The sequence below is a fragment of the Bacteroides cellulosilyticus DSM 14838 genome, from assembly GCF_000158035.1.
GTDB classification, from domain to species: Bacteria; Bacteroidota; Bacteroidia; order Bacteroidales; family Bacteroidaceae; genus Bacteroides; species Bacteroides cellulosilyticus.
Genome location: NZ_EQ973490.1, coordinates 1657626 through 1671379 on the forward strand (window position 1 = coordinate 1657626; position 13754 = coordinate 1671379).

The following is a 13754-nucleotide window of genomic DNA, read 5'->3' on the forward strand; positions in this document are numbered from 1 at the left end:
CAAATCCCAGTGAGTTACCGCTTACACCATAGCCTATGCGGAATTTCAGGTCATCAAACACTTTCTGATTCTTCATGAAATTTTCTTCTGTAATGCGCCATGCCAATGATACGGAAGGGAATGTACCCCAGCGGTTGTTCTTGCCGAAAGCGGAAGAACCATCGCGTCGTATGGTAGCTTGGAACAGGTACTTGCTGTTAAAACTGTAGTTTACGCGGCCATAGAATGAAATCATGCGCAGAGTGGAAAGTTTGTTGTCGCTATTAATACCGTCAATATCCATATTGTTGGCCAATCCCATATTGTAATATTTCAGGTAATCGTCGTAAAAGTTGTATACAGTTAAGCCGAAGCCATCATTATCATCGTTCTGCTCCCAAGAGTAACCGGCCATCAAACCCAGTTTGTGTTTGTCGGCAAATACATGGTCATAATTGACGTAAGTTTCCATCTGCTTCTTGATGTTTTCCTTGGTGCTGCGTGAAGCCTGACCGTGGCGGGAAGAGATGTTGGGAAGTTGTGACTGTGTAGTATTGTAGTTACTGTAAATATACTGTTCGTTTTGATAAGAAAGATTCAGATTCCAATCTAGTCCGTCAATGATGTGAAGGGTTGCTTTGGCAATACCTTGCAACATTTTCTCTTTTGTTTTGTACTGATCTTCATAGACCATTGACAGCGGGTTATAACTTTGTGAGATACTTGTATTAGCGTACCAGGAACCGTCTGCATTCTTTACAGGAACCAGCGGATTGTAATAGTACATGGCATCCAGTACACTCCGTCCCTGATTTTCGGTTGAGGCCGTTTGTTTGTTGGTTATGCTTGCATTTACACTAACCGACAAATCCAGATGATCTTTCAGAGTTTTGGTTTGCAAGAAAGAACGGGCTGTGATGCGATCCATTGAAGTTCCTCTCACAACACCTTCTCGGTCGATGTAGTTGAGAGATGCACTATAGGTGGTTTTTTCATTGCCACCGTTGATGGAGATATTATGATTGTGGCTGAAACCGGAACGCAATACTTCATCCTGCCAATTGGTGTCGGCCGGGTTGTTTACATCGTAGTAGGGGGAAAGGTCGACATTATTTGCGTTGGCATAGGCCAGAAGTTCGCTGGCATTCATCATGTCCAGAGTTTTCAAAGTATTATCTATAGCTACATAACCACTGTAGTTTACATTGGTTTTACCATTCTTGCTACCTTTCTTGGTGGTGACAATGATTACACCATTAGCGGCTTTTGAACCATAGATGGCTGTGGCACTGGCATCACGAAGAACATCGATGCTCTCAATGTCTTCCGGAGCAATAAGCGACAGGCTGACGCCCGGGACGCCATCGATTACGTAGTATGGTTCCATGGCTGCACCCTCGCGTAAAGAAGATGTACCACGCAGAGAGATAGATGCCGAGCCATTAGGGTCACTGGTATTGGCAATGGTCAATCCCGGAACTTTTCCTTGTAGCAGTTGCGCCGGATTAGTGTAGACACCTACGTTCAAATCATCTGCTTTCACTGTTGTGATAGAGCTGGTAACATCCTTACGCGTCATGCTACCATATCCCACTACTACTACTTCATCTAATGTTTGGGAATCTTCCTCCATTACTACATTAATAGCGCTTTGGTTCACTTGAACCTCTTTTTTAGTAAAGCCAATGAAAGTAAATATGAGGGTTTGCCCTCTTTTCACTTCTATAGAGTATTTACCGTCAAGATCGGTGATACAACCATTGGTGGTGCCTTTTTCTAATACATTGACGCCTGCCAATGGCTCACCGGATTTGTCTGTAACAGTACCGGTAACCTTGTTCTGGGCAAATGCTAAGGTACTACTTAGCAAGAACACTACAAAGAGCACGCTTTGCGCAAATGTCCTTTTTCTTTTTAATTGTACATTCAGCATAAAATAAAGTTTTAGTTATAAATTATGTTCTCTTCTTCTGTATATTTATAAATATTATTCTGGCTGCAAAAGTAGGATGTACTTATTACAGATATATTTCAAATGTATTACAAGATTATTGTAATATTTTGATATACAATTAATTGAGATGAATGGGAGACAAAAGGATATTTGCTTTATATTACTATCTTTGGATAGATGTAATGTAAAGAATAAAGGCGGTCGTTCCATGTTGTCCTTTATTATAAGTGACAACTTTGGGAAAAAACGGGATAATGTCTTTGCCTCCATAGTATTTTAGATTTTGATTACTGCAAATCTAAGCCAATGAAGTTATAGTTAGGGAGAAAATGATGCAAATTAGGGGGAAAATAGTGAACTATTGTTTTTTTCTGGATTATCCCGCCCAGTCTTCTCTATCCAGATTCCTGTATCCGATGGCTTCTGCCAAATGTGAGGGCTGTATCAGGTCACTGTTTTCAAGGTCGGCAATGGTACGTGCCACTTTTAGTATACGGTCATAGGCACGGGCGGAAAGATTAAGCCTGTTCATCGCATTTTTCAGTAAGGCAAGACCTTTGTCATCCGGACGAGCATATAGGGAAAGTAGTTTGCTGCTCATTTGTGCATTACAGTAAACGCCCGGAATATCTGCATATCTGTTTTCCTGAATTTGTCGGGCGGAGATTACACGCTCCCGTATGATGGAACTTGCTTCTCCCGGATGTGCATCGGACATTTTCTCAAAAGGTACAGGAACTACTTCAATTTGTAGGTCGATGCGGTCAAGTAGAGGACCAGAGATACGATTCAGGTATTTTTGTACTTGTCCCGGACTGCATACACAAGCTTTTGTCGGATGATTGTAATATCCGCAAGGACATGGGTTCATAGAGGCTACCAGCATAAAACTGGCAGGGTATTCCACATTGCTTCTCACACGGGAAATGGTGATCTTTCGGTCTTCCAGCGGTTGGCGGAGGACTTCCAGTACGCTGCGATTGAATTCTGGCAACTCGTCCAGAAATAAAATACCATTATGGGCAAGGCTGATTTCCCCTGGTTGTGGATAACTGCCTCCACCCGTCATGGCCACTGTGGAAATGGTGTGATGCGGATCGCGGAACGGGCGTTTTGAAATAAGCCCCGTATTGTTTTGCAGTCTTCCTGCCACAGAATGTATTTTTGTAGTTTCAAGGCTCTCTCCCAGGGACAGCGGGGGAAGAATGGATGGTAATCTTTTGGCAAGCATGGATTTTCCGCTTCCCGGGGCACCAATCAGAATAATATTATGTCCCCCTGCCGCTGCCACTTCCAGTGCACGTTTTACGTTTTCCTGTCCTTTTACATCTGCGAAGTCCAGATCAAAGCTACTTTGTTGTGCATAAAACTCTTCGCGGGTGTTGACGATGGTAGGAGTGAGTTCCTGCTTCCCATTGAAGAATTCTATTACCTCTTTGATGTTTTCAACTCCATATACTTGAATCTGATTGACTACAGCCGCTTCAAGAGCGTTCTGTCTGGGTACTATGATTCCCTCGAATCCTAATTCACGTGCTTTGATGGCAATGGGCAGAGCTCCCTTGATGGGTTGCAGGCTACCGTCAAGGCTCAGTTCGCCCATCATCAGGTAGCGGTTCAGCTTATCCGGTTGGATTACTTCTCCGGCGGCAAGCATACCAATGGCAAGTGGGAGGTCATAGGCGGAACCTTCTTTGCGGATATCAGCCGGTGCCATATTGATGATGATATTGCTGGTAGGTATCCGGTATCCATTCACTTGTAGCGCGGAAATGATACGTTGGTGGCTTTCTTTGACGGCCGAATCCGGTAGTCCGACAAGATAGAACATACAACCTCTTGAACTATTTACTTCAATGGTGATGAGAGTTGCGTCGATGCCTTGCACAGCCGCTCCGAAAACTTTGATTAGCACGTGTTTATTAGTGATTAGTGGTGAGTGATTTCTCCTTTTCTTTTTCAGCAATCTCTTTTAGCTTGTTCTCAATTGCTTTTTCATCCAGATTTTTACCTTCTATTCTTCCCGTAGGACTGAGAAGTATATTGGTAGGAAGCGTCTGTATGGCAAATTGTTTGATAATCTCTCCGCTCCAGCCGGAGAAATCACAGACTTGTTCCCATTTCAGCGTATCTGCTTTGATGGTTTCCTGCCATTTCTTTTTATTAAGATCGAGAGAAACGCCCAGCAACGCGAAGTTCTTATTCTTCTGCTCTTTCTTATAAATACGGCGGAACATGGCATTGTTTGCACGGCTGACCGTATCCCACGAAGCCCAGAACTGTATGAGCAGGTACTGATCTTTAAAGTTGGAGCGACTTATATCTTTTTCTTCCGCATTGCGTAGTCGGAAGTAGGGCGCCGATTTCCCTACAGCTACCTTTTCTTCTTCTTCAATCCGCTTCAGCAATGCATCCATAAAGGGACGGTCCTTCAGTTCTCCGGTCATCCGGTCGGCCAGTTTCTGGATTTGTGTCAAATCGGGTTGAGGGTTTTGCACAAAGTATTTATCAAGCAGATAGATACTGACTAATGAAGCAGGATGTTCAGTAATGAAATTCTCTGCTTTTTCTTCCAAAGCTTTTCCGGACGGGGTACCCAAGCCTTTCAGGTCCTGGTTGAAGTCTGTTAATTCTTTATTAGGGGCATTGCCGCTGATTTGTAAAGAGGATAGTTCGGCCATGGAGCCTTTTATTTGTATTTTATCTCCTTTATTCAGGAAAAGTGGGTACTCCGTTCCATCACTGAATAATAAGATTGTGGTGACTAACGTATCAGCAGAAAGTGTCGCGGAGAATTTATCTTTTTCGGCAATCAGTGTATCCATGCGGTCATGCATTCTGTCCGCACCATATAAATAGATGGTATCATTCCCCAATCCTTTGATTTCTCCACTGAGGCTGATACTATCGGTCTTCTTTCCACCACAGGCAGAGAGGCCGATTAATAGAAGATATAATAGACAGACGTTCTTCATCTCTAAATACTTTTTTGCGAAAGTACGGCTTTTGCAGATAATAAAAAAGAAATGCCCGACATTTCTCAACGCCGGGCATTCTACAGATATTTATTTATTTACTACTTAAAATCACTAATCGTAATTAGTGAAGAGCTTCTTACTGAATGATGCTCATGAAATCTGCATTCGTGAAGTACTTAGCAAATTCCAGATCAGAAGCTGCTTTCTTAGCTAATGAAGAATCTTTAGCTACAGCGCTCTTCAAGCTGCTGGTAACCATAGAAGAATTGTTAGTTCTTGCACCTAATACAGCCATCAGGTACTCAGTATAAGCGTCTGGCTTTTCTACACTTGCCAAAGTATTTTTAGCTTTGTTGTAGTCCTTAGCCAGGATCTGAGCCAAAGCGGCACTGTTAGATTTCGTGTTGCCGAATGCGCTTACAGCTCTGTCATATTGACCTTGAGCGATGTACAGGTTACCCAGAGCTTCGTTCAGTTCTTTTGCACCGGAAGCTTTGCTCAGGTAAGTTTCAGCAGCGGCTTTATCACCTTTTGTCAAAGCGATCAAACCAAGGTTCATGTTAACTTCAGGAGCATCCTTGATAGAAGCTGCTTTCTTGAAGTAGCTTTCAGCCTTGTCAAGGTTACCTGACTGGTAAGCCAGTTTACCTAAGTTATTGTAAGCACGATAGTCGTTCGGATAAATCTGAGTAGCTTTAGTGAAGATTACTTCTTGTTTAGCCGGATCGTTAGTCAGAGTAGCTGCGTACAGCAATTCTTCCAGACTCAGCTGCTTAGCATCTGTGTTAGCCAGATTAGCGATTTCATCATCAGACTTACCAATGATTTCATAATTCAAAGTCAGACGAGAACGACGCAATTGCGGCAAGATTTCGTCAGCTAAGTTCTTGTAAACAGAAGAAATGTTCTTGATTTCCTGCTCTCTTTGTTCAGGATCAGAATACATAGACAGAACGCGAAGGATCAGTTCTTTATCTTGGATATTAGATTTAGATACCAATTCCTGGAAACCTTCCCAGTCCTGAGCAGTATATTTTGTATCGATTGCAGCGTCAATTTTTGCTTTCTTCAAGTTCTGGTTGATAACCTTTGCAGTGTTGTCCTGACGGTTTTCGGCCAACTTAGTGTTCAGGCTTACACCGCCATCAGGAGATGCATAAGCAGAAACTTCGATGTTGCTGATCTTCTTGTTAACAGCACCGTCTACGTTCTTCACTTCTTCGTTGAATTCCTTAGCGGTCTTCAATTCACCGGCACGGACGTTAGCTTGCTGAATCAAGAACATGATGTTAGCATCGTGTTTCTCCTTGATGATACGTTGGAAAGCGTCGTCACCGTTGGCAGGAGTAGCGCTGCTCAGCGTCTGCTCAACCATTTCAGAGGTAGAAATCACACCATCAGCTACTTTCACAGCAGGAATAGTTACTGTTTTGTTACCGATTGTGGCTTTAAATTCCAGATATAACTCTGATTTTGCCATTTCGGGAACATAATCGAAAGAAGTCTTCATAGTGTAGTTACCACCCATCTTGTATGAGATGGTCTGGTCGTTACCTTCTACTTTTTCTCCTTGGAATACGGCTGACTGTCCTTTAGCTTCTCCACCGTTCCATTTCAGAACCGGAGTTACTTCTACTACAGCTTTCTTGTTAAAATACTTTTCAGGGAATTTTCCGTTGATAGTGGCGGGAACTTTGCCACCAACAGCTTCAAGAACCTGAGGGGTCACGGTGAAATAATCAGAAGATAATTCACCCATTTTGCTGCTACAAGATGAAAGTGCAACAACCAGTGCCATTAACAAAGGCAGATACAATCTCTTAGTCATTTTAGGTATAAATTAATTGTTTGTAATTGAAATTAGTCTATTGGTTTCTCTTAGTGCCTATTACCACATGATAATAGCCTCGCAAAGATATTAAATCTCCCGGCACAATCTGAAAGGAATAGCCAATTTTATTATAATTTAATGAAATCCTGTCTCTTTTCTGTACTTGATGTTCCTTGGATGGTGTTCAATGATCTCACTCCGCAACATATTCCGGTCGATATGGGTATAAATTTCGGTTGTTGCGATGGATTCGTGTCCCAGCATACATTGTATGGCACGCAGGTTCGCGCCTCCTTCCAGCAAGTGGGTAGCGAAGGAATGACGGAAGGTGTGCGGGCTGATATTTTTGGTGATACCGGCTTTCTCCGCCAACTCCTTTATCAGGTGAAAAACCATGATGCGGGAGATACTGTTTCCCCAGCGGGCAAGGAATACATAATCTTCAAATCCTTTTTTTATTTTACCAAGATTACGGTCGAGCAACCAGTATTTTATTTCTTTGATGGCACGGGGGGAAATGGGGACTAATCGCTGTTTGCTGCCTTTTCCTTCTACCTTAATAAAACCTTCATCGAAATAGAGCTCGGACAGCTTCAGATTACAAAGTTCCGAGACGCGCAGTCCGCAGCTGTATAGAGTTTCCAGAATGGCCCGGTTGCGCTGGCCTTCCTTTTTACTCATGTCTACAGTAGCTATGATGGTGTCTATTTCTTCTACGGTCAGTACTTCCGGTAGTTTAAAACCTATTTTAGGACCTTCGAGCAGTTCACTGGGATCATCTTCCCGATAGTCTGCCATAATCAGGAAGTGGAAGAATGATTTTATTCCGGACATGATGCGTGCCTGGGAGCGGGGATGAATGCCGATGTCATGCAAGCCGGCGGCGAAACGTTGCAAGTCGTCCAGAGTGACTGACAGCATATCAATATTCTCTGCTTTCAAAAAACGCAGCAATTTATCAAGATCGGTCAGATAGGCATCAAGCGTATTGGCAGAAAGTGCTTTTTCTAACTTTAGATACTGCTGATACTTCCTGATAATCAGTGCTTCTTTCTCCTTATTTATTGTTTTTTCGTCTAATTTCATTTCTTTTTTCTACCTTTGTTCCCTGAATTTGAATGTTTTCCGGAACGTATCCGATCCGTATCTGCCCCGTATCTGCTCCGTGTCTATAGGCTTGGACTTACTACGGACCTGATACGGAGCTGCTACGGACTTACTACGGAGCAGGTACGGACTTCTTACGGAGTTGCTGCGGAGCTATAGTTCCGGAACAAAGGTATAAAAAATTGTGTTATGAGGATACAAATTATTAATGGCCCGAATATCAATCTGCTGGGCAAACGTGAACCTTCCATTTACGGCAGTGTTACTTTTGAAGATTACCTTGTCGAACTTCGTAAGAAGTATACTGATATACAAATAGACTATTTCCAGTCGAACATCGAGGGAGAGCTGATAGACAAGATTCAGCAAACCGGTTTTGATGTAGACGGAATTATCCTGAATGCAGGTGCTTACACCCATACTTCCATTGCTTTGCAGGATGCTATCCGTTCAGTGACTTCTCCGGTTATCGAGGTACATATTTCTAATGTGCATGCTCGTGAGGCTTTCCGTCATGTATCTATGATAGCTTGCGCCTGTAAAGGCGTTATCTGCGGTTTCGGATTGAACTCTTACCGCCTGGCGCTCGAAGCCTTGACCGGCAACGAGTAATTCGTAATTCATGATTTGTAATTAAACAAAAATAGGTATAAGATTATGTTATTGAAACAGACAAAAATCGTTGCAACCATTTCTGATAAGCGTTGCGATGTTGATTTTATAAAAGGCTTGTTTGAAGCCGGTATGAATGTGGTGCGTATGAACACGGCACATCTCGGCCGCGAAGGTTCGGAGATGCTGATAAATAATGTGCGTGCGGTGTCCAACCGTATAGCTATCCTGATGGATACTAAAGGTCCGGAGGTGCGTACTACCATCTGTGCCGATCCTATCGCTTACAAAGTCGGTGACAGAGTGAAAGTCGTAGGTGATCCAGATCTGGAAACTACCCGTGAATGTATTTCCGTTTCCTACCCTAACTTTGTGCACGATGTTGCCATTGGCATACACATCCTTATTGATGATGGTGATCTGGAAATGATTGTTGTGGATAAAACGGAAGATTATTTGGTATGTGAGATACAGAATGATGCTACTTTGGGAAGTCGTAAGAGCGTAAATGTGCCGGGAGTACGCATCAATCTTCCTTCTCTGACGGAAAAGGACCGTACCAATATTCTTTATGCTATTGAGAAAGATATCGACTTTATTGCTCATTCTTTTGTGCGTAATAAACAGGATGTTCTGGATATAAAGGAAATTCTGGATGCTCATAACAGTGATATCCGTATCGTGGCCAAGATAGAGAATCAGGAAGGCGTTGATAACATTGATGAAATCCTGGAAGTGGCTGACGGTGTGATGGTGGCTCGTGGTGACCTTGGTATCGAAGTCCCCCAAGAGCGTATTCCGGGTATTCAGCGTTTGCTGATTCGTAAATGTATCCTGGCAAAGAAACCGGTAATTGTGGCTACGCAGATGCTTCATACAATGATTACCAATCCGCGTCCTACCCGTGCAGAGGTAACAGATATTGCGAATGCTATTTATTACCGTACGGATGCTTTGATGCTGAGCGGTGAAACGGCGTATGGTAAATATCCGTTGGATGCCGTGAAGACTATGACAAAGGTGGCTGCACAGGCAGAAAAAGATAAATTGGCTGATAACGATATCCGTATTCCACTGGATGAGAACAGCAACGATGTGACTGCCTTCCTGGCGAAACAAGCTGTAAAGGCTACTTCGAAGTTGAAGATACGTGCGATCATCACTGATAGTTACAGTGGACGTACTGCCCGCAACCTTGCTGCATTCCGTGGTAAATATCCGGTGCTGGCCATCTGTTATAAGGAAAAGACAATGCGCCATCTGGCACTTTCTTACGGTGTGGAAGCTATTTACATGCCGGAACTTGCTAACGGTCAGGAATATTATTTCGCAGCTCTGCGTCGTCTGCTGAAAGAAGGCCGTTTATCAGAATCTGATATGGTGGGTTATTTGAGTAGCGGTAAAGCCGGAACACATACTTCTTTCCTCGAAATTAATGTAGTGGGAGATGCTCTGAAGTATGCGGAAGAAAGTGTATTACCCAATAAAAACAGATACCTTTAATAAATAATAAATTAAAAATGAAGAATGAAGAATTTTTGTGCAGTATAGCCTGATTCTTCATTCTTCATTCTTCATTTCTATGACCATAGACGAATATATCTTGCAGCATATTGACGATGAAGGAGATTATCTGAAGGCCCTTTATCGGGACACACACCTTAAATTGCTTTATCCGCGTATGGCATCGGGCCATTTACAGGGGCGGATGCTAAAGATGTTTGTTAAAATGATACGTCCCCATCGTATTCTGGAGATAGGGACATATAGCGGTTATTCTGCTCTTTGTCTTGCCGAAGGCTTACCGGAAGACGGCATGTTGTACACGTTTGAGATCAATGATGAGCAGGAAGACTTTACCCGTCCGTGGTTGGAAGGTTCTGAGTATGCGAATAAAATAAAACTCTACATTGGTGATGCGTTGCAATTAGTGCCGCAGTTGGGCATAACGTTCGATTTGGCTTTTATCGATGGAGATAAGCGGAAATATGTTGATTATTACGAGATGGTGCTTTCCAATCTTTCTGACGGAGGTTATATTATCGCCGATAATACCCTGTGGGATAACCATGTGCTGGAAGAACACCCCCGCAATAATGACTTGCAAACCATTGGCATCAAGGCTTTCAATGAACATGTAGCACATGATACACGCGTAGAAAAAGTAATCCTTCCCCTGCGGGACGGATTAACAATTATCCATAAGAAGTAATTCAGGATATCGGATATGTGATAGAGACAATCTTTTCCTCTCCCTTTTCTTCTACTTGATAACTCCCCTTGAACGTTTCCACATAGAGGCGGTTGATATTATGCAGGATATGTTGTTCCTGTTCGTCCTCCCAACACTGATAAAGAGGACTTCGCAGGATGATTATTTTCAGGTATTTGTCTTCCTGGCTTAAAGTATATTCCACTTCGCGTTTCTCTCCCTTATATTCTTGAGGGACTGATAAGAGTGAAGTAAGTAATTTCAGGAACCATTTACTGTCAGCCTTTATCTGCAACATTTCCAATTCTGTATTGAAGGTTGATTTCACAATGCCGGGAGTCTCCATATCCACAATCATTCTGGTTTCCCGACATAGTTGAACGGCATCGCATTCTTGAACGGTGAAGCGCATCATTCCTGCTTCAAGGCGTGATAAGTCGAGGATATTGTTTATGAGTTTTAGTAGTTTCGTTGAGTTGCTTTTTACAGCAATTGAATACTCTTCTATTTCTTCATCCGTTAAGTCATTTTCTGAAGATAGTAATTCAGAAAAACCGACTACAGTGTTCAAGGGTATACGTATCTCATAGGTGATGTTATGGAGGAAGCGTTCTTTCATCTTGTCAGCGGCTTCCATTCTTTCGAAGGCTTTTCGGGTTTCCTTCTCTGCATGCCGTAACTGACAGCGAATATGATAGGCACGTATAATGACAAAAACTAATATTAGTAATATAATTGTACCTGCACCTACCTGTATATAACGATATCGTTTGGTCAGTTCTTCTTTTTCAAGTAAAGCTCTTCGGATTTTATAGTTGGCTTGATGGGCTTCTTTGTGCCGTTGTAGCATGTCCTGATTGAGAGAATCCCCTTTTATGGCTACCATTTTATACAGGTTGGCAGCATCTTTATAACGTCCGGTTTCCAGCAAGGCGTCTGCTTTTGATTTGAGTAAGTCGTTTTCGTTGAAAGGATCCGTTCCCCTACAGGCGGCCAATGCCAGGTCAAGCTCCCGGAAGCATTTGTCCCACTCTTTAGTGAGCTTATAATAAAATCCCCATAGGCTATGGTAGTTTATATAGGCACCGAGATACACATTATCACTATAATATTCTTCTGCCTTTTTCAGGTGCTGGATTAGTTTTTCCTGGTCTTTAGTAATCATATAGATTTTGCAAAACGATGTTTCTATTTCCAGAAATATTGTTTTGAATGTGTCTGATAGGGGAAGTCCTTTGGACACTTTTGTGAGAACATCCAGTTGCTTCTGATATTCACTGAGGGCTTGCGGATATTTTTCCTGTTTTTTATAAAGTTTAGCCAGATTTCCGTGTATTATTAATAGTCCATTTTCATTGGCCGTAGGATTATTCTCCAAAGCCTGTTTGTATATTTCGATGGCCTCGTCATACCGTCCGGCAAAATCATAGGCCTGTGCCAATGCAAGAGCCGCGATGAAGTTGCCTTTTTTATAATTGAGGCGGGTGGACTCATCTCTCATCTCTTGGGCTTGCATAATGGCATATTCGGTATCTCCCAGCGCACATCGTGCCTGAAGTACGGAAAGCCACATGGTATAGTAAAATGCATAATCCTTATACTGGTAGCTGGCCTCTTTCAGTATTAAAAGCCTTTTTTGCTGATTGAAAATATCTGCAAGATATTCATATTGGCGGCAATAGTCAAAAAGTGCCCATAACTCTTCTCCGTGTATTTGCTTCCGGCGGGCAAGCACAATTGCAGAATCCAGATATTCGGTAGCCGATTCCTGACCAATGTATTGCTGGAATGCATTTCTCAGAAATATGCAGCGGATGGAATCATTGGGTATGGTAGCGGCTGTCTGGAATATGCTGTCGCGCGCTTGCTGCTTCGTAGATGCATGTGTTTCTGTCAGGAAGGGTATGTCTGCCAGAAGCAGAATAAAGAGAATTATTTTTTTCATGCTTTGCCTGCTTGTTTTAATGGGTGAGTGAAGATGAAACGTGAACCGTTCGTATATTCCGGGTCTATCCAGATATTTCCACCAAGTTGGTCAATAATAAACTGGCAGATAGATAAACCGATACCTGTTCCCTGGGATTTCTCGTCTACCCGTTCGAAGCGGTTGAATATTGTAGGCTGTTTTTCCAATGGAATGCCACAACCGGTGTCTGTAACTGAGAATTGCGCCATACCCTCTTCATTTTGCTCTAACCGCAGGATAATACTGCCTTCTTTGGTGAATTTGGTGGCGTTGACTAAAATGTTGATCAGTACCTGGGGTAGGCGGAATATGTCTGTTTCTATTTCCAAAGAAGGCAGTGTTGTTTCGAAAGATAATGCAGCTTGTGTTTGCTTAATCCCTTCTACGGTTTGAATGATTCCTTCGCAAAGAGGGACAGCGTCGCATACCTTTAGGTCGAACTTCATGTTCTTTACGTCTAGGCAGGAAATATCCACTACATCGTTGAGCAGATTGATCAGTAGGCGGGAATTTAACTGAATGATTTCATAACATTGTTTCCGGGTATCTTCATCAATACCGGGGGTGGTCAGTACTTCAGAGAAACCGGACAAGGCATTTAAGGGGGTGCGGATTTCATGACTCATGTTCGAAATGAACAGGCTTTTATTTCGCGTGGATTTCTCTACTTCCTCTTGTGCCTGCTGAAGCTTCAGTTGCGATTGTATTAGCTTTCTACGTTGTTTTCTTAAATATACAACGCAGCCTATGGCAATGGCAATAAAAAACGGAAGGATGATGAGAGCTAATGAGAGCAAACGGTTCTGTTGCTGGCTGTTGGCAAGTTCCAGCTCATCGATTGAGTAGATTTTCCGCATATCCTTTACTCCACGGGAATTGATCTCCTCATAAACGGTATCTGATTTATGACTTAATTCTTTATACAATTTTGCAGCTTCTTCATACTGCTGTTCCTGCATTTTTTCATCTGCATCTTTCCAGCGGATATCCTCTTCTGCATAGGCAATGGATGAGAAAAATAGTAGTATTATCCAAACGTGTACTTTCATAAAGTAAGCTATTTTGTGATGTTGTTGCAAATGTAGTTTTTAATTAATGAAAAGCTACGTTTTGGT

At 42.6% G+C, this 13754-nt stretch carries 10 protein-coding genes; 3 read left to right on the forward strand and 7 right to left on the reverse strand.

Annotated features, from left to right (window positions below; all coding sequences use genetic code 11):
- From BACCELL_RS10605 to xerD, 5 genes are all read right to left on the reverse strand, one after another.
- The coding region (locus BACCELL_RS10605; protein WP_007211764.1) for a SusC/RagA family TonB-linked outer membrane protein at nt 1–1912 on the reverse strand (1912 nt) is incomplete at its 3' end.
- A 397-nt stretch (nt 1913–2309) separates the two neighbouring features.
- Nucleotides 2310–3848, reverse strand: a complete 1539-nt coding sequence (locus BACCELL_RS10610; RefSeq protein ID WP_007211766.1) for a YifB family Mg chelatase-like AAA ATPase — start codon at nt 3846–3848, stop codon at nt 2310–2312.
- Between the two features lie 7 nt (nt 3849–3855).
- Nucleotides 3856–4908 carry a TlpA disulfide reductase family protein gene (locus tag BACCELL_RS10615; RefSeq protein WP_007211767.1) on the reverse strand — a complete coding sequence of 351 codons (1053 nt, stop codon included), beginning with the start codon at nt 4906–4908 and terminating at the stop codon, nt 3856–3858.
- A 139-nt stretch (nt 4909–5047) separates the two neighbouring features.
- On the reverse strand, nt 5048–6739 hold the full coding sequence (locus tag BACCELL_RS10620; protein ID WP_007219254.1) for a tetratricopeptide repeat protein: 1692 nt from the start codon (nt 6737–6739) through the stop codon (nt 5048–5050).
- A 138-nt stretch (nt 6740–6877) separates the two neighbouring features.
- Complete coding sequence (xerD, locus tag BACCELL_RS10625) at nt 6878–7828, reverse strand: site-specific tyrosine recombinase XerD (protein WP_007211769.1); 951 nt, start codon at nt 7826–7828, stop codon at nt 6878–6880.
- A 210-nt stretch (nt 7829–8038) separates the two neighbouring features.
- Here xerD and aroQ point away from each other — a divergent pair, with 210 nt between their 5' ends.
- The 3 genes from aroQ to BACCELL_RS10640 all read left to right on the forward strand — a co-directional run bounded on the left by aroQ (nt 8039) and on the right by BACCELL_RS10640 (nt 10673).
- Complete coding sequence (gene aroQ / locus BACCELL_RS10630; RefSeq protein ID WP_007211771.1) at nt 8039–8461, forward strand: type II 3-dehydroquinate dehydratase; 423 nt, start codon at nt 8039–8041, stop codon at nt 8459–8461.
- Between the two features lie 45 nt (nt 8462–8506).
- Complete coding sequence (pyk, locus tag BACCELL_RS10635) at nt 8507–9964, forward strand: pyruvate kinase (RefSeq protein WP_007211772.1); 1458 nt, start codon at nt 8507–8509, stop codon at nt 9962–9964.
- A 79-nt stretch (nt 9965–10043) separates the two neighbouring features.
- Entirely contained in the window at nt 10044–10673 is a 630-nt protein-coding gene (locus tag BACCELL_RS10640; protein WP_007211773.1) for an O-methyltransferase, read from the forward strand.
- A 1-nt stretch (nt 10674) separates the two neighbouring features.
- Here BACCELL_RS10640 and BACCELL_RS10645 read toward each other — a convergent pair whose 3' ends face one another.
- Both BACCELL_RS10645 and BACCELL_RS10650 read right to left on the reverse strand, forming a co-directional pair.
- Complete coding sequence (locus tag BACCELL_RS10645; protein ID WP_007211774.1) at nt 10675–12618, reverse strand: ATP-binding protein; 1944 nt, start codon at nt 12616–12618, stop codon at nt 10675–10677.
- Entirely contained in the window at nt 12615–13688 is a 1074-nt protein-coding gene (locus BACCELL_RS10650; RefSeq protein ID WP_007211775.1) for a sensor histidine kinase, read from the reverse strand. Before BACCELL_RS10650 ends, BACCELL_RS10645 begins: the two co-directional genes overlap by 4 nt.
- Between the last annotated feature and the right edge of the window lie 66 nt (nt 13689–13754).